The organism is Neobacillus sp. 114, from assembly GCF_030127045.1.
GTDB lineage: Bacteria > Bacillota > Bacilli > Bacillales > Cytobacillaceae > Neobacillus > Neobacillus rhizophilus.
The window spans coordinates 3,969,597-3,988,400 of the sequence record NZ_CP126144.1 but is presented as its reverse complement, the minus strand read 5'-3'; the positions used below and the strand labels follow the sequence as shown (position 1 = coordinate 3,988,400).

Below are 18,804 nucleotides of genomic sequence, written 5' to 3'. Positions count from 1 at the left end.
TGTTATGTTGAGTCCTGTTTTAAACATTAATAATTTGAATGTAGAAACAACGGGCAGGGATGCTTACTCTATATTGGATAATATTCACTTTCAAGTTCAAGCAGGTGAAACGCTTGCGATTGTCGGTGAAAGTGGATCTGGTAAAAGTATGACAGCGTTGTCCATATTAGGACTGTTGCCGGAATCAGGTCTAAGGATATCCTCGGGTGAAGTCTTGTTGGAAGAAACCAACCTTACGAATCTTTCCGATAAGAATATGAATCAAATTCGTGGGAAAGAGATAGGAATGATCTTCCAGGAACCGATGACTTCTTTAAATCCATCTTTTACGATTGGAAATCAGCTTGCTGAGACTTTTAAATACCATACCAACTTTTTTAGAAAAGAAATAAGAGAACAATCGATTGAACTCCTAAGAAGGGTAAAAATACCTGACCCAGAAGAAAAACTAAAGGCATATCCACATGAGTTATCTGGGGGAATGCGTCAAAGAGTGATGATTGCTATGGCTTTGGCCTGCAATCCAAAGGTATTAATTGCAGATGAACCGACAACTGCTCTTGATGTCACGATTCAAGCCCAGATTTTAGATATCCTCTCAGACCTGCAAAAATCTTACGGGATGACAGTAATTCTAATCACACATGACCTGGGTGTTGTAGCGGAAACCTGTTCTAGGGTAATCGTCATGTATGCTGGTCAGATCGTGGAAGAAGGTTCGGTCGATGAAATATTTGAATCTCCTAAGCACCCCTATACAAAGGCACTTTTACTTTCCATGCCTATGCTGGGGACTTCCAAGAAAAAGCTTCACACAATAAAAGGGGTAGTTCCGGATATTAAAAAAATGCCAACAGGATGCCGTTTTCACCCAAGGTGCGAAATGGCAACAGATATGTGCCGGCAGCAAGCACCCAAATTAGAACAGACTGAAGACGGAAGGAGGGTTAGATGTTGGAACAAGCTGTAAAAACGGAAGAATTGCTAAAAGTAGAAAACCTAAAGAAATATTATCCGATTCGGGGAGGTGTTTTTGGTGGTATAACCGGTTCAGTTAAAGCTGTAGATGATGTGAGTTTTACCGTTAGAAAAGGAGAGACGTTTAGTTTAGTCGGAGAGTCAGGCTGTGGAAAGAGTACAACAGGAATGTGTTTAGCAAGGCTTGTGGATCCTTCATCAGGAAAAATTTATTTAAACAATGCCAATATACATGAAGCTAATAAATCGGCATTAAAACAATACCGCAGAAACATTCAAATTATTTTCCAAGACCCATACAGCTCTTTAAACCCGAAACTTACAATTCGTAAAATTCTAAGTGAACCTCTACTGATCAATGGATATGGTTCAAAATTGGAAATTGAGAATAGGGTTCTATCATTGCTTGAAATGGTTGGGTTAGGCTCACAGCACATGGATCGTTATCCACACGAATTTTCTGGAGGACAACGGCAGCGGATTGGTATCGCACGGGCAATATCATTAAACCCTGATATCATCATTTGTGATGAGCCTGTCTCTGCATTGGATGTCTCGATACAGTCCCAACTTCTTAATCTACTAAAAGATTTGCAAGAAGAATTTGGTTTAACCTATATTTTTATTTCTCATGATTTAAGTGTGGTAGAACACATAAGTGACCGCGTAGCAGTGATGTACTTAGGAAAAATTGTGGAAATGGGCACGACAAAGGAAATATTTGAAAGCCCAAAGCATCCTTATACTAGAGCACTACTGTCATCTGTCCCTATTGCAAATCCAAAGACAAAGCTGATGAGGAAAAGAATTATTCTGGAAGGAGATGTTCCGAGTCCAAAAAACCCACCACCGGGTTGTTCTTTTCATACAAGATGTCCGTTTAAGACTGAGATTTGCGAGAAAAGCATTCCAAGTGAATTTCAAATAAACAAGGAACATTCAGTCTCCTGCCATTTGGTAGAAAACGGTGCTATTTTTTAACTATCCCTAAATACTAATGAAAGGAGTTCCTTCCTTTGGATTTCCCATATAAACAATCCCTCATGCAAAAGGGAGCGTTAAAAGATAAGGTTGCCATTATTACTGGCGGTGCGACAGGGATTGGAAAGGCAATGGCGTTGGAGTTTGCTAGATTAGGTGCAGACATTGTCATTGCCAGTAGAAATGTAAAGAATTTAGAGAGTGCTGCTATAGAAATTGCCGAGTTTAATAAAAAGGTAATATACGTGCAGACTGACGTTCGTAATCCTGATGATGTTGAAAACATGGTTTCCAAGGCAGTTTCCAAGTTTGGCAAACTTGATATTTTAGTAAATAATGCCGCTGGAAATTTTAGAGTACCTTCATTAGAAATGTCAGTGAATGCTTGGAATTCAGTCGTAAACATTGTATTAAATGGCACCTGGTACTGCAGTCAGGCAGCTGCAAAACAGATGGTCCGTCAAAATTCGAAAGGGGCGATTTTAAATATCGGATCTACACATGTTTTGTCAGGGAACCCTGGAACGGCACACTCGACCGCTGCAAAAGCCGGGGTGCTCGCATTAACTAAAACGCTGGCTGTAGAGTGGGCAAGGTATGGAATAAGAGTCAACTATATTTCCCCTGGGCCGATTGAAGGAACGGGAGCGGCAGTAAAATTGTGGCCAACTCCGGAAGTGAAAGAAACAGTACTTAATAGAATTCCATTGGGGCGGATGGGCACTGTTCAGGAAGTGGCCAACCTAGCTTCATATCTTGTTAGTGATTATGCCGATTATATCTCTGGGGCAAATTTTATCCTTGATGGCGGAGGCCATCTTAATAAACGATAACTGTTAAAAAGAGGAGGAAATAAAATGTCATCTACTTTACTTACAACAATTGAGAATAAAGTTCAAATAATTACCCTAAATCGTCCCGAAAAGAAAAATGCGTTTAACAATGAAATGATTGATGCCTGGGTAGCTTCATTAGAAGAAGCCAAAAATAACGACAATGTTAATGTTATTGTTGTGACTGGTGCCGGGGACGCTTTCTGTTCTGGAGGGGATGTAGGGAACATGAGAGGGGGAAAACCTACCCCGTTGGATTCTAAAAATGTCCTCTGGGGGAATATCCACAGGATTCCTTTTCTATTAAAAGAAATTGATAAGCCAGTTATTGCTGCCATCAATGGTGTTGCTGTTGGAGCAGGACTTGATATGGCATTAATGGCTGATTTTAGAACGATGGCAGACACAGCAAAGGTGAATGAAGGTTATGTGAAGGTTGGCTTGATTCCAGGGGACGGGGGTTCATACTTTTTGCCAAGAATTGTAGGTCAAAGTAAAGCCTATGAACTCCTCTGGACAGGAGACTTTATTGAGGCACAGGAAGCGTTAAGGATTGGTTTAGTGAATCATGTTTATCCGAAAGAAAATTTTATGGAAAAAACCTTGGAATTAGCAGAAAGAATTGCATCTGGACCTCAGGTGGCGATTCGAATGATTAAAAGGTCGGTTCGACAATCTTTAGACCTAGAGCTGGAACCAGCATTGGATCTTATCTCATCCCACATGGCTATTATAAAAGAAACAGAGGATCACAAAGAAGGGGTTGCAGCCTTTCTTGAAAAAAGAAAACCAAATTTTAATGGAAAATAACATTCTATTGAATGAAAGTAATTTGTTTACCATGAATAACAAGGGGTGATTTCACAGATGGATTTTACAATACCAGAGGAACTAGAGATGTTGCAAAAGTTAGTTCGCGATTTTGTAAAAAAAGAGTTAATGCCTTTAGAGAAAATGGTCATAGAAAACGAAGCTAAAAGGGGCTTAGAAAATACACCATTATTACCTGAAGATATTGAAATTGGACTGCTCAACAAGGCGAAAGAATTGGGCCTTTGGGGATTGGATGTTCCAGAAGAGTATGGAGGAGCCAACCTTGGATTTCTAGCAAAAGCTATTGTAACAGAAGAATTAGCTAAAACAATCGTTCCATTCACATTACCCCCAGATGCACCGAACCTGCATTTTCTAATGGAATGCTGTACAGAAGAACAAAAAGATCGTTACCTCATTCCCTACGCAAATGGTGAAAAAAAATCTGCCATTGCCATTAGTGAGCCGAATGCAGGATCAGACATCAGTGGAATGCAGACAACAGCAATAAAAAAGGGAAAAAAGTGGATCATCAACGGTACTAAAATATGGATTTCCTCCGCTAATAATGCTGACTTTTTCATCACAATGGCTGTAACAGATCCAGAAAAAAGGCAGCGAGGTGGAATTACGGCTTTTTTAATCGATAAAGATACGCCTGGGTTAAAAGTGGCGAGAGGGATTCCGACGATCGGCTACCAACATCCATATGAAGTCTACTTTGATAGCGTCGAAGTAGATGAAGGCCAGGTGTTAGGCAAATTAGGCGAAGGGTTTATTCCTATGCAAAATCGATTGGTTGTCCGTCGATTAGAAATGGCTCAGCGTTCCGTTGGAATGGCAGAAAGATTGTTAAGCATGATGAAAGAACACGCAAATCAACGAAAAACATTTGGAAAATATTTATCAGAACGGCAAGCAGTGCAATGGTGGGTGGCCAATTCCGCTATCGATATTCACGCCACACGTCTTATGTCCTATCATGCAGCATGGAAAATGGATAATGGAGTGAAGGATATTAGGCATGATGCTTCCATGTTAAAGGTATTTGGAACAGAGATGGCAATGAGAGTAGCTGACCGTGCTATTCAAGTGCACGGGGCGATGGGACTTACAAAAGATTTGCCAATAGAATTTATGTATCGTAACATCCGTTCTTTAAGAATTATTGAGGGAGCATCGGAAATCCATCGTTGGACCATAGCTAGAGAAATCCTAAAAAGGTAGAAAAAGATTCATTCCCAAGGAGGACTAAATGGGTTCGCTTATTTACGAACAAGATGGAAATATTGCCTATCTATTTTTTAATAGACCTGAGAGAATGAATGCCATTGATACGCAAATGTCGCAAGAGTTTATTGAATATTTGGGTGAATTCAAAGCTGATCAAAATGCTAGAGTTCTCATCTTGAGCGGTAAAGGCGATAAGGCATTCTGCAGCGGAATAGATTTAAAAGAGTCACTAGAAAACGTGGATTCATCAAAGAAAGGCTATTCATCAAGAGGAAAGATGTTTGAATACATTATAGAAACTTGGAAGCCAGTAATTAGTGCAATTAACGGAGCGGCAGTCGGCGCAGGCTGTGAAATCGCATTGGCAAGTGATTTTCGCCTTGCTGTTAACAATAGTATACTAGGTCTTCCCGAAGCAAAACGAGGGATGGGTGCAACTTTTGGTTCTACATTACTGCCAAAACTTATTTCACCAGCCAAAGCCGCTAATCTATTATATACTGGCAGGCTTATTAGGGCGGACGAAGCCTTTCAAATTGGTTTAGTCGATGAAGTGCTGCCTGATCATTCAAGTTTATTGAATCGTGCGAATGAACTCGCATTCGGAATTTGCCGAAATGCCCCTTTATCTGTAAGAAGAATGAAAGAAACGATTTGGAAAACCATGGGTGTACCGTTATTCCAAGCGTTACATATGGATATAGGACCTAATGTATACGAAAGCGAAGATCGAATAGAAGGGGCAAAAGCCTTTTTTGAGAAGAGAGAACCGATTTGGAAAGGGAGATAATTCAAATTGAATTCGTGAAATGCTGGTGTCCAATCCTTGAGAATTACTTGCTGCAATAAAAATGACTCGTAATTGATTACCAATGTATTCAACATAATAATTGATAGTGAAAAACCTTGGAGTATAACAAAACTCCGAGGTTTTTTGTCTCAGGTTATTAAACAAAGCCTTTTTTGTCCCTCAAAACTTATGCTCTTGGGGGGAATGAAGACAAAGCCATGGGGAAGGTTCTGTTGTCTTTTTTAACAAGAAATGAATGAAAAATGGCATGGAACCCGTCCCTGCGGTTTACCGATTCCTGTTCATGTCCAATTTAAGTTGTGTGAGACTTTTTCTTTTTATTTAATATAAAGATTTCTCTTATAAATGCACCCACTATCGAGGAAAGTATGATGACAACGATAAGATTCAACACTTTGATAAATACATAGGGTGAGCCGATCACTAATACACTATCAAAGATCACAATGATTCCAAAAAGAATACAATAAATAATGAGCTTGGCCGGCGTATTTACTTTCTCATTACCCATCCCATTTCCCTCCTGAAACTGCTCCTATATACCACTTTCCTCTATTTAAACACAAAATGGGAATGAGCTGTTTTGCTTTCTTAAAACAACTTTAAAAAGAATAGAGATCTTATCCATTGAAACCTATAGAGTTACCAACCTATATTAGTAAAAATAAATCGGTTTGTAGGGGAGGGGAACAAGTATGTCTGAAAAGGGCTGTATAAAATGTGGAAGCAATGTTGCATGAAAGAACCATAATTAATCCAAGCGTTAAGAAAAAATCGTTCACTGGAATTACATCTAAAAAGAGCCGCATGAACATGAAGGAGGTACAGAATAGCAATAAATGATAGCAAGTATCTTTTCAGCTTTCATAATATTTATGACTATCTTTAATATGGTGAAAGTTTTCATCAAAATCGCTTATAAAAGGAATGAAATATCACATCGAAAGCTCTTTATTTTTTCAGGTTAAACCATTGTAAATCTTTTATACAGTATCATATTATCTAGTGTCCCAAATTTAGGTCACCCTCAAAATCATCTATGTTCACTGAGCCAACGTTACTTTTCCCAGAATTATTCATACCAAGGTAAGAATAATTCAGGTTAATTACCGTCTGTTTTTATTATTCCTTCACGAGATAATTTTAAAATTTAACTCTGTGTAATTAATTTTTTTCGTCTTTGTCCTTTTTAATGTTATCCAGTTTTCCAAAAAAATTAATAATTAGTTTGTTTAATTCAAGTACAACAGGTTTATGGTAACGTTTATTCAGTAATACGGTATACAATGTCCTACTTGGAGTAAAGTTATTTATTTTTAATATGTTTATACCGTTGAGGTCTGAGAATCTTATTGATGTTTCCGGAACAATGGCTACACCTAATCCAGAAAGTACTAAATTGCGCATGGTTTCTGAATTTCCACATTCGTAAAAAACCTTCGGCTTAAAACCAGCATTTTCGCACGATTCCAATACTATTTCTCGAAGTTTATATCCTTGTTTATAAAGAATAAATCGCTCATTGATTAAATCAGAAATATTGATTGACTTAAATTTTTTGAAGAGATGATCCTTATTTGTAATAAGAAGTAATTCCTCTTTAAAAAAGGGGGAATATTTATAGATATCTGAATTAAAAAGTCTTGAGGAAATTCCTAAATGTATATCATAATTTCTTAATGCATTTTCTATATTATTTGAACCTATTTCGTGTATTTTAAAGCGTAAATTAGGATATACTTTTTGGAATTCCATTATAATTTTCGGGAACCAAGAGGACGCAGATTGAAACATACCAACGTTTATTTCTCCAGAGCCTACTTCACTCACATCCTCCATATCTCGATAAATATTTTCAAATTGAACAAGTAAATCACATGCATGATTATATAGAATTTTACCTGGTTCCGTTAAACTGATTTCCTTGGTATTCCTCTCTAGTAACTTACAACTTAGTTCTTGTTCAAGAGATTTAATTTGAACACTTAAGGATGGTTGAGAGATATGTAGTTCTTCTGCTGCTTTTGTAATGTTCTTATTCCGGACAGCAGTTTCGAAGTACTTCAATTGACGGATATCCATTCTTTACCTCCTAATTCTCATAGTCTAAAACTATCCTTTTATAGGTAACATGTATTGGAATCTATTTAAGCTAAGATGTATGTTTATAATATACTAAATATTCAGAGTTGAAAAATAATAATATTGATATTCTGAATCTAATTGGATGAGATATGCGAATATTAGATTAAGCTATAAGAAGAACTTGAAAGAAAGATAGAAAATAAACATATAGAAAAAAGTAGGATTTTTTTTAACCTCAAAATACGATCGATTTTAGTGTTACCGATCAAGTGGATCGGTTGGATAAAATCGGACCATAGATTTTTAGGGGGACTAAATATAAGTATGGATAAAGTAATTCAACTTTTAAATAGCTCAATTTTAGTACTTAACCAATTGGATAAAACATTAAAAATCTTAAATGAAGAAGAATTAGAGAAGATTGCAAGTTCTTATCCATTTAATGATTACTTTCATGAAGTAATATCAAAACTAAAAAAATGGAAAATAGAAATTGAGAATAACTAATACAAGCTAAGCTCAAGTTTAAAAAAGAGAGCACCAATTTGGAAAGGAATTTAACAAATATTATAGTAAGCTGGTGATTGTTGGTGGAAACCATAACAGAAATAAAAGTAGAACAAGAAGCCATTGATGAATTAGAACACGTTAATAATAGCGTTTATGTAACCTATCTAGAAAAAGCTCGAGGGGATTGGTACAGGGATGCAGGGATATCATTCAATGAAATGCGAAAAAGACTGGTATCCACAGTTGTCCTAAAACTTGAGATTTTATATATCCAGGAAGCAAAATTGGGAGAAATACTAAAAGTAAAAACTTCTCCAATTCGTCTTGGAAATAAGAGTTTTGTTTTCCAACAAGATATTTACAATCAATCTGGCAAAAAAATAGTTGAAGCTTTAGTAACAAATGTAATGATAGATAGATCAGTACGAAAGAGCATTCCAGTTATAAAGGAAATTGCTCGTTTTTTTAGAGCATCCGAGTAAAACTGAGCTTAAAGAGAAAAGCAATTTCATTATCAATCTAATTTAGACAGGGCTTATAGGGTGATATTATTGTTGAAAATATCGCAATCTATAGCCCCTCTTTTAGTTAGCATTCTGAAAATACCATAAACTATACCAAGATGAAAATGTTCATAAATCTTTGATCATTGTACAAGGGGAGGACAAGATGGAAAATCTTGTACTGAGAAAAAAACTCATAATTATGCTATCAGTAATGTCAGCAATGCTTTTTGCTTCATTAAATCAAACGATTGTAGTTACCGCTCTTCCTACTATAATTTCTGACTTAAATGGTATTAATTATTACAGTTGGGTATTTACAATGTTCATGCTAGCATCTAGTGTAACTTCGATATTAGTAGGAAAACTATCAGATATATATGGACGTAAAATATTCATCTTAATAGGTATTAGTGTATTTACAATAGGTTCATTTCTTTGTGGTCTATCAGACAGCATGATTAAACTTATTCTTTTTCGGGGTATACAGGGTTTTGGAGCTGGAATGATTATGTCAACTGCTTTCACAATAGTTGGGGATTTATTCTCTCCTAGGGAAAGAGGGAAATGGCAAGGCTTCATGTCAAGTGTTTTTGGTATTTCGAGTATGTGTGGGCCAACAATTGGAGGATGGATTGCAGACAATGCAGATTGGCATTGGGTATTTTGGGTTTTCCTACCTCTTGGAATTGTTGCTTTTCTGATGATTCTATTTATCTATCCGAGCCAAGCTGTCAAAACGAAAGAATCCATTGACTATTATGGTTCGTTATTTATTTCATTAACAATTGTCCCTTTACTTCTTGCTCTTACTTGGGGCGGAAGGAATTATGGCTGGATATCATCAATTATTATTTTTCTATTTGTCTGTTCGGCATGTGCTTTCCTATTTTTTATTTACTCGGAAAAAAGGGCTTCTAGTCCAGTCCTTCCTTTAAGCTTATTTAAAAATGACATATATAGTCTATCTAATTTCATTGCTTTCCTATTAGGGATGGGAATGTTCGGAACAATTATGTATATGCCGTATTTCATCCAAGGGGTAATAGGGACTTCTGCAACAAAGTCTGGACTTATCATGATGCCAATGATATTAAGTATGGTTTTTGCGAATGTAATCTGTGGCCAATTAATGTCTAAAACAGGAAAATACAAAATATTTGTCATCATCGGGTTACTCATAATGGGATCTGGGATGCTTTTATTATCATTTTTGAATATATATTCTACTACCTTAAGAATAGTTGTAAATATAATTATGATAGGTTTTGGGCTTGGCCTAAGTACACCAGTTGTATTATTGTCTGTTCAAAATGCAGTACCACAAAGAATACTAGGGGTTGCAACTTCTTCTGTTCAACTTTTTCGCCAACTTGGTGGTACGGTTGGTGTAGCTGTAATGGGGACAATTATGAATTTAAAGTTACAGTTTGAATTAACAGGTTTATCAAAAGAATCAGATTTATACAGTGTCATTGAGCAAAATTCAACTTTCAAAAAGCTCCAAGATCCAGAAATTTTGATGAATCATAAGGAAATTGAAAATATAAAAGAGTCATTAACACCTGAAATGCAGGAAACATTGATCCAAATAAGTGAAATGATTAGGGAAGCGCTAGGACATTCGTTAACATTTGCTTTTCTTCTTACTAGTATTTTTCTTTCAATTGGATTGGTATTGTCATTTTTTTTAAAAGAAATCCCGTTTAGACGCTCAAATCGGACAAACGTTGCACCAGGACTTCCCCCCGAAAAAAAGGAACCATCTACATATTACAAGTAATTAAAAGCTAAAAGAACAAGGTAATTTGCTCATTTAGCTTTTCTTATTTGTGTGCCCAGCAAGCCGTTAATTGCTAATTGGAGAAAGTCCAATTTGAGTAAGTATCAAGATGCTCAGTAGCTGACAGGCAACTGGTGAAGAAATTCTAAGGGTTGGAGAGCTCCAGGCTGTACGCCGGTGATCGGGACTCTTCCGCTTTTCTTATATCAAATCACCATAGCCAGATGCTATAGACCAATAGGAAACATGTATCGCAACTATTAAAATTTTAAGAGTATAATCGAGTTAGCTCCGTTGCAGTCTACTATTTTTATGGAGGGGATATACAAGAAACTGGCTGATGGATATTGAAATTGTCGAAAAAAAGAGAATTGGCAAGGGAGGAGTTAAATGTCCCCGAAAAAAACCATTGGTTTCATCGGTTTTGGCGAAGTGGCAATGATTTATGGAAAATTATTAAAAGAGCAAAATTGGACGGTATTTGTTTATGATCACCGTTATGGTGAAGAAAGTACCAGAGCAGATTCTAAACGGAATAAAGCTAAACAACTTGGGATTGAATATGTTCCTTCATTGGAAGTTCTCGTTCATCACACATCCAATCTTCTTTCTACTGTTACACCATCAAGTGCATCGCAAATTGCAAAAAATATTTCACTCCTCGTTTCTAAACATCATGTATTCCTGGATTTGAATTCAACCAATCCGAAAGTCAAAATGGAAAACAGCAAATATTTTCAAGCTGCCAATTGTCCATATCTTGACGGCGTCATCATGCGCTCGCCTCAGGTTACCGGAAGCCAAACGCCAATTTACTATAGTGGAGAAATCGAATTGCATCATTTGCCATCATCGGTTTTCCATCTCAAAAGAGTTGGTCAGATCGTAGGGCAGGCTTCCGCAATGAAAATGTGCCAAAGTATCATCACAAAAGGGATTCAATGTCTTGTTTGGGAACAAATATTACTTGCGGAAAAGTGGAATATCCAGCAGATAATGGCGGAAAACCTGGACGAGCTGTTCCTTAATCGGTCGTATTCAGATTGGGTTGACTATGCCATTACCTCTAACATTATCCACTCAAAACGCCGGCAGCAAGAAATAGGAATGGCTGTTGACTTTTTAAAAGAAATGAATTTGAACGCTTTTCAGAGTGAGGCTATCTGCCAAACACTGAATTGGATATCTGAACAAAATCTCCATAAATTACTTGATGAGAAAATGGCAAACGAAGAATTTCTTCAATTTATAATCTCGGAAGGGAGCAGGCAAATATGAAAATCATGAATCCGGTGGCAAGTCCAAAAAAATTCAAACGAGAAACGACAAAGGTATCAACATTGGCTGGGAAAAACATTGGTTTGCTTGACAATGGCTGGCCGAGTTGGAATTTTATTATTAACGAGATCGAGAAAACGCTTACGAACAAGTATCACGTAAAAAAGGTGACGAAGTGGAATATTCCATTAAGCAACGCAGCCCCGGCGGAACTGATTGAAGAAATAGCGGAAGCATCCGATATTTGTATCGTCGGGTTAGGCAATTGAGGGTCATGTACATCGTGGAGTGTCCACGACTCAATTGAAATTTTTAAACAGGGGAAAAACTCCCTTGTGTGTATAACTGAAAACTTTACCCAGCTAGCCAATGCCATTGCGGAAAGCAGGGAAGTTCCGGAGATCCCTAAAATCATCCTCTCGCGGCATATTGAAGAGGAATCTGAAGAAGCGCTTAAGAAAATGGCTGGAAACATTATTGATATTCTGATTACTCAGCTGATTAAGTAGATGTGGAGGCGATTTCATGGAAATAACCGGGGACGAAATGTTTATTGATGTACCTGATGATCCATATGCATTTTTTGAATACGTTTACGAAAAGAAGTTGACAGATGGTCTGCCGATCATCCCCCCGACGGAAGAGCTGGTCGAAACATTTATCAGTTACATCGGCATGCCGCGTGACCAAGTCATCGCCGAGGTGGAACCAAGAAAAGGGGTTGCCACTGTTGAGAAAATTGCCGTCAATGCAATCATGGCGGGCTGTAGGCGTGAGTATTCGCCTGTCTTAATAGCAATGATTCAGGCCATTACTAAGCCTGAGTTTAATTTAGGCGGCATCCAGGCAACGACAAATCCTGTCGCCCCGTTGACAATTGTCAATGGCAAGATTCGAAATAAAATTGGCATGAATGCAGGAATGGGGGCACTAGGACCGGGAAACCGGGCAAATGCCACTATCGGAAGAGCACTTAGGATGATTTTATTAAATATTGGCGGGGCGTTTCCGGGAAAAATCGATAAAGCAACATTGGGGATGCCTGGCAAATATACATTCTGCATCCCGGAAAATGAAGAAGAAAGTCAGTGGGAGCCATTATCGGTTGAACTAGGCTACGCAAAAGGCGAAAATGTCGTGACGATTTTTGGAGGTCAAGGAACCAATAATGTTCTCACGGGCGGGATTGACAGCAACTCTCAGTTGAGTTTATTAGCAGATTGCATGTCAAATATAGGCAATAATAATTTTTTGACTGGACGCGGCAACCCCTGTATTTTATTGAGTCCCGGCCATGTAAGAGTGATGGTGAAGGACGGCTGGACGAAAACTGCAGTTAAGGAGTGTTTGTTTGAAAAATCGAAGCGGAAGCTTGCTGATTTTCCCAAGGAGTTATTTCAGCCTGATATGCCGAAGAATCTAAAAGGTGATACAGCGTATGTATGCGACAAACCGGATGACATTAAAATCGTGGTTGTTGGAGGGAATGATCCTTACCACATCCAGTATGTGCCCAACTTTGGTGCGACAAATTGCGTTTCGCAAAGTTTTTAACTAATTCATTACATTCATTCTAAAAAACAAGGTGGGGTAAAATGAACGGTTGGAAAAGGCCTATTCATAATGACCGCTTTTCACTGGAAGTTGATCATTGGATCAAAATACAGCCGAAAGCAGAATCTATTTCTGAACTGCTTGAAGGAGGCATTGAGTTTCACGCCCATAGTTCTCCAAGTGTGTCAAAACGAAAGTACTCGGATATTGAGTATGCAATGGAAGCGAGAAGCTGCGGAATGTCGGGAATCGTTTTGAAAGCACATGAAGGCGATACTGCGGCCCGGGCGCAGCTAGTTCAAGAGGTAGTTCCGGAAATCAGAACAATAGGCGGCGTTGTATTGAATCGTTATGTCGGCGGTTTTAATGCAGATGCGGTCAAAATGTCTCATCAATTGGGGGGTGGAATCGTCTGGTTTCCCACTGTTGATGCGGATAATCATGAGCGCTTTAAAGCAACCCTGACCACGGATATGGCATCTTATGAGCCCGGCCAATACGGGGGATTAACCATTTTGGATGCCAATGGAGAAGTGAAAAGAGAAGTTGAAAGGATCCTGGAATACGTAGCCAGACATCAGCTGATTTTGGCAAGCGGGCACCTTTCAGTTCCTGAGATTAAAGCTTTAATTCCAGTCTTGCATCAATATCAAATCAGAAAATTTGTGATTCAGCATCCCGATTTACACTTGATCAACATGTCGCGGGAAGATCAAATGGAGGTCGCAAACGAAGGATTCTTTTTAGAAAAATGCTTAATCAGTTTCCTGCCCAACCATCGCGTCCGGTCTGTAGCTGAGATTTTAACAGATATTAAAGAAGTGGGCCACAGCCATTATCTCATGGTGACAGATTTTGGCCAGCATCATCATCCATCCCCAATCGAGGGGCTGAACTTTTTTGTCCATCTGCTGCAATCATCCGGAATTAGCAGCCAACAAATCGTGGATATGATCCGGGAGACTCCTGAGAGGCTTCTTTCGGGGAAAGTATAATGGCAGAAAAGAAAGTTGAGGGCTGTGGAGCAAGGTAGAGGTTTAATCTTTTTACAAAATAAACCCTCACAATAGTCAAATTGTGAGGGTTTTGTCATAACATGAGAGGCAAAATCGAAATGATACAGCGAGTGCTGTGATTTAGTGATCGTACGGGATTTTCTATTGTAAATGTTGTAGTTTATCGGGATTAGCAACCGTTAGATCGTCTGAATTCGATTGTCACTAAAGCAAAGGAGTACACAAATTGTATGTGTTCATCGGTTGTTAAAATTAGTCTTGGCAGACCGTTGACGGCTGTATATTTGATGGTGAACTTGCTTGCATACATTTTCATGAGACTTTGGAGTTAATAAACCACTTTGGCAGCGCCGAAAATAGGTATTTGTGCGGCTTCTACTTTACCACCGCCATCCGAGTACATTGCGACATCTTCGCTAATAACCTCTAATAATTGGTTTACGTTTCCATTCAAGACGGACTTGTACAAACTTTTTTTACTGTAGATTCCTCCATTAAAATCGAAAGATGTTTCTTTGGGTCAAATTCCATGTTTTTTTTCGCACGGCGAAATATTTGCCGGCAGTTAGCATTGCTTTTTCCAAGAATTTCAGCTATTTCTAGCGAAAGCTTTTTTACGTTTGCAGTTTTCAACTATTTTCTCCTCCTTTAATTGTCTCCAAAATTATTTTTACTGTTTGATTTATACATTGCTCTTTCTTCAAACCACTCACTGTTCTTAATGTCTTATAGAACAGGGGATTATGGCTGTCGCCCGTATTCGTGATGAGCTTGCGAATCGTATCAAGAAGGTTCAACGGATTATGAAAGAACTAGGGTTAAAGTGTATCGTACGCATGAAAAAATACAAATCTTATAAAGGTACGGTTGGTAAAATTGCGCCGAATATTTTAGACCGCCATTTTACAGCAAATACCCCAAATGAAAAGTGGGTAACAGACATTACAGAATTTAAATTATTCGGTGAAAAACTTTATCTATCGCCTGTCTTAGATTTATTTAATGGGGAGATAATCACGTACACAATTGGTTCTAGACCAACCTATTCCCTAGTTTCAGATATGTTGGAGAAGGCTTTCGAACGTTTACCTGTGAACCACCAGCTACTTCTGCATTCCGATCAAGGCTGGCATTATCAAATGAAGAAATATCGTCACGCACTTGAATCAAGAGGGATAGTCCAAATTATGTCTCGCAAAGGAAACTGTTACGACAACTCTGTTATAGAGAACTTCTTTGGAATTATGAAATCTGAGTTCCTCTACATGAGAGAATTTGAAAGTGTAGAGCATTTCAAAATAGAATTAGAAAAATACATCGATTACTACAATACAAAGCGAATAAAAGCAAAATTAAAAATGAGTCCCGTGCAATACCGAACTCATTTTACCCAAGCTGCCTAATGAAATAACCGTGTCTAACTTTTAGGGGTCACTTCAGTATAAGAAAAACTCTGAGGTTTTTTATATCTGGTTATACAACATAGCCTTTTTTGTCCCTCAAAGCTTATGTTCTTGGGGGAGTGAAGGCAAAGAAATGGGGAAGGTTCTGCAGATTTTTTTAACAAGAAATAAATGAAAAATGTCATGAAAACCGTCCCCGTGTTTTCCCGATTCCTGTTCATGACCGATTTAAGTTGTGTGAGACTTTTTCTTTTTATTTAAAATAAAGATTTCTCTTATAAATGCACCCACTATCGAGGAAAGTATGATGACAACGATAAGATTCAACACTTTGATAAATACATAGGGTGAGCCGATCACTAATACACTATTAAAGATCACAATGATTCCAAAAAGAATACAAAAAATAATGAGTTTGGCTGGCGTATTAACTTTCTTTTTTCCCATCAAATTACTCCTCCTGGAACTGCACCTTTATATACAACTTTCTTCTATTTTAGCACAAAATGGAAACGGGCAGTTTTGTTATTTTGAAACAACTTTAAAAATAAAAAGCTCTTATCCATTGAAACCTTACCGAGTTACCTACGTATATTAGTACAAATATAACGGTTTTGCAGGAGAAAGGGACAAGTATGTCTGAGAGGGCCTGCATAAAATATGGAAGCAAAGATGCATGAACAAAAGGGATGGTCCGTCCCCGTGGCTTAGATTAAATGAAGAAGAGGTTGTGAACAATGATCCGAAAAAGAACATTACATATTCTGAATGGACTAGCTATGTATAATTTTTACAATAAGACAAAGTTTCTTGAACAAGAATTAATGGTTCCCTTTAACGAGGCAATGTGTTATGGAAACACGAGTCCTAATCTATTTTCAAATGATTTCATCCAAATGCGTGCGAAGGTCCATCATGTAACGCCTAAACAATACACTGAACACACACTAACACCATTGCAGCCTTTTTTCAGCGAGAAATTTACTCATATTGTCTTATGGTTTGATGCCGATATGTTTTGTCAAATCAACATTCTGACTATCCTTGCTTGGTTAGACCAAGTAGAGCATACAGACTCTATTGATCTTTATCTAGTCGATGATCAATTTGAGCCTGTGAGCCATTTTTCCCTAAAGGCGAAGGGATATTATGACATTTACAAACAAGTGTTGATTGATAAAACTATGCCTGAAAATATCGATCCCGAACCATTAAAGAAGGGGATAGAGCTATATTTGAATTACCTAAGAGTAGACAGTGATCTTCTGCAGTATATTCGCAAACACCGTGATGTTCCAGAAGAAGAACTTATGCTAGCTTTATTGGAAAAATTTAAAGATTATGGGTTGGGCGATACACAATATTTTGAGATTATAAAATCTCAACGGAAAAATCATCTATAAGAATCTATTATAATCCAGGAGTTGCGGATAGGGATGAATAGGTATAAACAGATTAAATCGTTTATTTTTCAGAAAATATAGAATACAATAACTATAATCACATTATTTACATACAACTCTAATTGGAAGGAGGACCAAGGAAATAACAAACAGTGATCGTAAATGGACGTTGGTATCTGACGCACCGAGCGAATTAGAGAAACTGGAAGAGATATATGAAACGTATCAGCAAATGTTTCAGCATTCCATAACAGGAGTGGTCATCACCGATAAGGACGGCAGGATTACCGAAGTAAATCCGGCATTTAAGGAACAAACGGGATTATCGGCAAGTGATGTTGTTGGCCGCAAACATCGGGATTTAATAATCGAGGAAATCATCGACCAAACTGCCGAACTGCAGGTTTTTAAAGAAGGCAAACCTAGTACCCAACTGACAAAACTCTATAATGGCAAAGAAGTTTTAGTAACCGCCATCCCGATTAAAAATAAACAGGAACAAATCATTAAAGTTGTCAGTCAGATTTTGGACGTAACGGTATTAAACCAGCTCAAGGATGAAATTTTTCTATTAGAGCAGGAGCATGAGGAAATCACTCAGCAGCTGGAGGAACTAAAATCCAATAAAACCGCCATTCATTCCATTGTCGCCTACGACAAGAAAATGAAGAAAGTCTTTGACCGCGCCTTACGAGTCTCTCAGCATGATTCAACTGTCATTATATATGGGGAATCAGGAGTAGGGAAAGAGGTTGTTGTAAAATTAATTCATGAAAATAGTAATCGAAGCAGCCAGCCGCTGATTAAAGTGAATTGCGGGGCAATTCCCAATGATCTGTTAGAATCTGAACTATTCGGCTATGAATCTGGGGCGTTTACTGGAGCCAGCCCTAAGGGTAAGATTGGTTTATTTGAACAGGCCGCTAAAGGGACCATTCTTTTAGATGAAATTGGCGAAATCCCCTTACACTTACAGGTCAAATTACTAAGGGTGCTGCAGGAATTTGAAATTACCAGGGTCGGCGGGACAAAGCCGATCAAAATTGACACCAGGGTGATCGCTGCAACTAATCAAAATCTGGAAGATTTAATCAAAAAAGGAGGATTTCGAAAGGACCTCTATTATCGATTAAATATCATTCCGATTCATATTCCTCCGCTAAGGGAAAGACCAAATGATATCGTTCCATTAACCTATCACTTTATCAATAACATCAGACAAAAATATGGCGTGAATAAGATTTTTTCAAAAGAAGTTTTGGATAGCTTTCAACGTTATCATTGGCCGGGAAACGTGCGAGAACTTCAAAACATAGTTGAGCGGCTGTGCATTATGATTGAAAAACCGATCATTACTGCTGAGGACATTCGAAATGAATTGTTTATACCGCAACATAAAGAAAAAAAGCAGTCTGAACCCCAAAGGGAAATTGACAACATCATCACTAAGCCTAACAATTTAAAGTCCCTGAAAGAGCAAATGGAACATTATGAAAAACAGGTCATTGATCGTGCCTTGAAGAATTATCCCAGCATTCGTGCGGCAGCTAAAGCATTAGACGTCGATGCTTCCACGTTATCAAGGAAGGTACAAAAGTACTCTAATTTTTAAAAATAGTG

Annotated in this window: 20 protein-coding genes and 1 pseudogene; 16 read left to right on the top strand and 5 right to left on the bottom strand. The window is 37.9% G+C overall.

Translation table 11 applies throughout. From position 1 onward, the window contains the following. Positions 1 to 4 precede the first annotated feature (4 nt). From QNN06_RS19310 to QNN06_RS19285, 6 genes are all read left to right on the top strand, one after another. A complete protein-coding gene (locus QNN06_RS19310) occupies positions 5 to 970 on the top strand; it encodes an ABC transporter ATP-binding protein (RefSeq protein ID WP_213119216.1) in 966 nt (321 codons plus the stop codon). Further along, a complete protein-coding gene (locus QNN06_RS19305) occupies positions 952 to 1,959 on the top strand; it encodes an ABC transporter ATP-binding protein (protein WP_213119217.1) in 1,008 nt (335 codons plus the stop codon). The genes QNN06_RS19310 and QNN06_RS19305 overlap by 19 nt, the downstream gene beginning before the upstream one ends. Positions 1,960 to 2,021: 62 nt before the next feature. Continuing rightward, the gene (gene fadH, locus QNN06_RS19300; RefSeq protein WP_213119762.1) at positions 2,022 to 2,792 is read left to right on the top strand and encodes a 2,4-dienoyl-CoA reductase; all 771 of its coding nucleotides are present in this window, start codon (positions 2,022 to 2,024) and stop codon (positions 2,790 to 2,792) included. 24 nt (positions 2,793 to 2,816) lie between these two features. Next, positions 2,817 to 3,602 (top strand): enoyl-CoA hydratase/isomerase family protein, encoded by a 786-nt coding sequence (locus QNN06_RS19295; RefSeq protein ID WP_213119218.1) that lies wholly within the window; start codon positions 2,817 to 2,819, stop codon positions 3,600 to 3,602. A 57-nt stretch (positions 3,603 to 3,659) separates the two neighbouring features. Then, a complete protein-coding gene (locus tag QNN06_RS19290) occupies positions 3,660 to 4,832 on the top strand; it encodes an acyl-CoA dehydrogenase family protein (protein ID WP_213119219.1) in 1,173 nt (390 codons plus the stop codon). 28 nt (positions 4,833 to 4,860) lie between these two features. After that, a complete protein-coding gene (locus QNN06_RS19285; RefSeq protein WP_284035767.1) occupies positions 4,861 to 5,628 on the top strand; it encodes an enoyl-CoA hydratase/isomerase family protein in 768 nt (255 codons plus the stop codon). Between the two features lie 313 nt (positions 5,629 to 5,941). On the opposite strand, the gene QNN06_RS19280 is transcribed toward QNN06_RS19285, so the two are convergent. Next, entirely contained in the window at positions 5,942 to 6,160 is a 219-nt protein-coding gene (locus QNN06_RS19280; RefSeq protein WP_284035766.1) for a hypothetical protein, read from the bottom strand. A gap of 653 nt (positions 6,161 to 6,813) precedes the next feature. After that, complete coding sequence (locus QNN06_RS19275) at positions 6,814 to 7,731, bottom strand: LysR family transcriptional regulator (RefSeq protein ID WP_284035765.1); 918 nt, start codon at positions 7,729 to 7,731, stop codon at positions 6,814 to 6,816. Positions 7,732 to 8,058: 327 nt separating this feature from the next. Here QNN06_RS19275 and QNN06_RS19270 point away from each other — a divergent pair, with 327 nt between their 5' ends. The 7 genes from QNN06_RS19270 to QNN06_RS19240 all read left to right on the top strand — a co-directional run bounded on the left by QNN06_RS19270 (position 8,059) and on the right by QNN06_RS19240 (position 14,357). Next, positions 8,059 to 8,241, top strand: coding sequence for a hypothetical protein (locus tag QNN06_RS19270; RefSeq protein WP_284035764.1), 183 nt, complete (start codon positions 8,059 to 8,061; stop codon positions 8,239 to 8,241). A gap of 83 nt (positions 8,242 to 8,324) precedes the next feature. Further along, positions 8,325 to 8,726, top strand: a complete 402-nt coding sequence (locus QNN06_RS19265; protein WP_213119224.1) for an acyl-CoA thioesterase — start codon at positions 8,325 to 8,327, stop codon at positions 8,724 to 8,726. 187 nt (positions 8,727 to 8,913) lie between these two features. After that, the gene (locus QNN06_RS19260; RefSeq protein ID WP_284035763.1) at positions 8,914 to 10,530 is read left to right on the top strand and encodes an MDR family MFS transporter; all 1,617 of its coding nucleotides are present in this window, start codon (positions 8,914 to 8,916) and stop codon (positions 10,528 to 10,530) included. 390 nt (positions 10,531 to 10,920) lie between these two features. Then, positions 10,921 to 11,808, top strand: a complete 888-nt coding sequence (locus QNN06_RS19255; protein ID WP_284035762.1) for a DUF1932 domain-containing protein — start codon at positions 10,921 to 10,923, stop codon at positions 11,806 to 11,808. Next, complete coding sequence (locus tag QNN06_RS19250; RefSeq protein ID WP_284035761.1) at positions 11,805 to 12,317, top strand: UGSC family (seleno)protein; 513 nt, start codon at positions 11,805 to 11,807, stop codon at positions 12,315 to 12,317. The genes QNN06_RS19255 and QNN06_RS19250 overlap by 4 nt, the downstream gene beginning before the upstream one ends. A gap of 16 nt (positions 12,318 to 12,333) precedes the next feature. Continuing rightward, positions 12,334 to 13,362, top strand: a complete 1,029-nt coding sequence (locus QNN06_RS19245) for a hypothetical protein (RefSeq protein WP_284035760.1) — start codon at positions 12,334 to 12,336, stop codon at positions 13,360 to 13,362. Positions 13,363 to 13,403: 41 nt separating this feature from the next. Continuing rightward, positions 13,404 to 14,357 carry a DUF6282 family protein gene (locus QNN06_RS19240; protein WP_284035759.1) on the top strand — a complete coding sequence of 318 codons (954 nt, stop codon included), beginning with the start codon at positions 13,404 to 13,406 and terminating at the stop codon, positions 14,355 to 14,357. Between the two features lie 349 nt (positions 14,358 to 14,706). Here the strand turns inward: QNN06_RS19240 and QNN06_RS19235 are convergent, their stop codons facing one another. Together QNN06_RS19235 and QNN06_RS19230 are read right to left on the bottom strand one after the other, a co-directional pair. Further along, the gene (locus QNN06_RS19235) at positions 14,707 to 14,832 is read right to left on the bottom strand and encodes a hypothetical protein (RefSeq protein ID WP_284035758.1); all 126 of its coding nucleotides are present in this window, start codon (positions 14,830 to 14,832) and stop codon (positions 14,707 to 14,709) included. Further along, on the bottom strand, positions 14,829 to 15,011 hold the full coding sequence (locus QNN06_RS19230; RefSeq protein WP_284035757.1) for a hypothetical protein: 183 nt from the start codon (positions 15,009 to 15,011) through the stop codon (positions 14,829 to 14,831). The genes QNN06_RS19235 and QNN06_RS19230 overlap by 4 nt, the downstream gene beginning before the upstream one ends. A gap of 119 nt (positions 15,012 to 15,130) precedes the next feature. Between QNN06_RS19230 and QNN06_RS19225 the strand changes: the two are divergent. Beyond that, positions 15,131 to 15,781, top strand: a pseudogene (locus QNN06_RS19225) (IS3 family transposase); the annotation flags it as partial. A 228-nt stretch (positions 15,782 to 16,009) separates the two neighbouring features. On the opposite strand, the gene QNN06_RS19220 reads toward QNN06_RS19225, so the two are convergent. Then, positions 16,010 to 16,228 (bottom strand): hypothetical protein, encoded by a 219-nt coding sequence (locus QNN06_RS19220; RefSeq protein ID WP_284035756.1) that lies wholly within the window; start codon positions 16,226 to 16,228, stop codon positions 16,010 to 16,012. Positions 16,229 to 16,518: 290 nt separating this feature from the next. Between QNN06_RS19220 and QNN06_RS19215 the strand changes: the two genes are divergently transcribed. Both QNN06_RS19215 and QNN06_RS19210 read left to right on the top strand, forming a co-directional pair. Next, positions 16,519 to 17,184 (top strand): hypothetical protein, encoded by a 666-nt coding sequence (locus QNN06_RS19215; RefSeq protein WP_217036385.1) that lies wholly within the window; start codon positions 16,519 to 16,521, stop codon positions 17,182 to 17,184. A 169-nt stretch (positions 17,185 to 17,353) separates the two neighbouring features. After that, complete coding sequence (locus QNN06_RS19210; RefSeq protein ID WP_249366783.1) at positions 17,354 to 18,796, top strand: sigma-54 interaction domain-containing protein; 1,443 nt, start codon at positions 17,354 to 17,356, stop codon at positions 18,794 to 18,796. Positions 18,797 to 18,804 lie beyond the last annotated feature (8 nt).

Coding starts and splice junctions, on each gene's coding strand:
- QNN06_RS19215 (WP_217036385.1), top strand. CDS start 16,519: ATGATCCGAAAAAGAACATTACATATTCTGAATGGACTAGCTATGTAT.
- QNN06_RS19295 (WP_213119218.1), top strand. CDS start 2,817: ATGTCATCTACTTTACTTACAACAATTGAGAATAAAGTTCAAATAATT.
- QNN06_RS19240 (WP_284035759.1), top strand. CDS start 13,404: ATGAACGGTTGGAAAAGGCCTATTCATAATGACCGCTTTTCACTGGAA.
- QNN06_RS19220 (WP_284035756.1), bottom strand. CDS start 16,228: ATGGGAAAAAAGAAAGTTAATACGCCAGCCAAACTCATTATTTTTTGT.
- QNN06_RS19285 (WP_284035767.1), top strand. CDS start 4,861: ATGGGTTCGCTTATTTACGAACAAGATGGAAATATTGCCTATCTATTT.
- QNN06_RS19305 (WP_213119217.1), top strand. CDS start 952: ATGTTGGAACAAGCTGTAAAAACGGAAGAATTGCTAAAAGTAGAAAAC.
- fadH (WP_213119762.1), top strand. CDS start 2,022: ATGCAAAAGGGAGCGTTAAAAGATAAGGTTGCCATTATTACTGGCGGT.
- QNN06_RS19260 (WP_284035763.1), top strand. CDS start 8,914: ATGGAAAATCTTGTACTGAGAAAAAAACTCATAATTATGCTATCAGTA.
- QNN06_RS19290 (WP_213119219.1), top strand. CDS start 3,660: ATGGATTTTACAATACCAGAGGAACTAGAGATGTTGCAAAAGTTAGTT.
- QNN06_RS19310 (WP_213119216.1), top strand. CDS start 5: ATGTTGAGTCCTGTTTTAAACATTAATAATTTGAATGTAGAAACAACG.
- QNN06_RS19275 (WP_284035765.1), bottom strand. CDS start 7,731: ATGGATATCCGTCAATTGAAGTACTTCGAAACTGCTGTCCGGAATAAG.
- QNN06_RS19270 (WP_284035764.1), top strand. CDS start 8,059: ATGGATAAAGTAATTCAACTTTTAAATAGCTCAATTTTAGTACTTAAC.
- QNN06_RS19255 (WP_284035762.1), top strand. CDS start 10,921: ATGTCCCCGAAAAAAACCATTGGTTTCATCGGTTTTGGCGAAGTGGCA.
- QNN06_RS19245 (WP_284035760.1), top strand. CDS start 12,334: ATGGAAATAACCGGGGACGAAATGTTTATTGATGTACCTGATGATCCA.
- QNN06_RS19280 (WP_284035766.1), bottom strand. CDS start 6,160: ATGGGTAATGAGAAAGTAAATACGCCGGCCAAGCTCATTATTTATTGT.